Annotated in this window: 1 protein-coding gene; it reads right to left on the bottom strand. The window is 51.0% G+C overall.

Features of this window, described 5'->3' with window-relative positions; all coding sequences use genetic code 11:
- On the bottom strand, positions 1 to 239 hold a 239-nt coding region (locus tag KZ793_RS09300; protein ID WP_225815080.1), incomplete at both ends, for a hypothetical protein.

Genomic DNA, 239 nt, shown 5'->3' on the forward strand with positions numbered 1-239 from the left:
AAGCTGTACATCGTTAAAGAAAAAATAACCTGTGCTTTTTTCGCTAACTGCGTCACTGCTATGCAGGTCCAGCAAAGCCCGGCGATAATCCTCTGTGGTAATCGGCCCACAGGTCAGCATTTGTTGTGGGCCAAACTCTTGCGGGAAAATGCCGTCATCGGGGGGCTGTTGCTCTTTTTTCGGGGTAAGCAGATCCCTGAGTGGCAGTGAATGACGATAGGCCAGATCGGAAGCGCCAT

Source organism: Photorhabdus antumapuensis, from assembly GCF_020387775.1.
Lineage (GTDB): Bacteria > Pseudomonadota > Gammaproteobacteria > Enterobacterales > Enterobacteriaceae > Photorhabdus > Photorhabdus antumapuensis.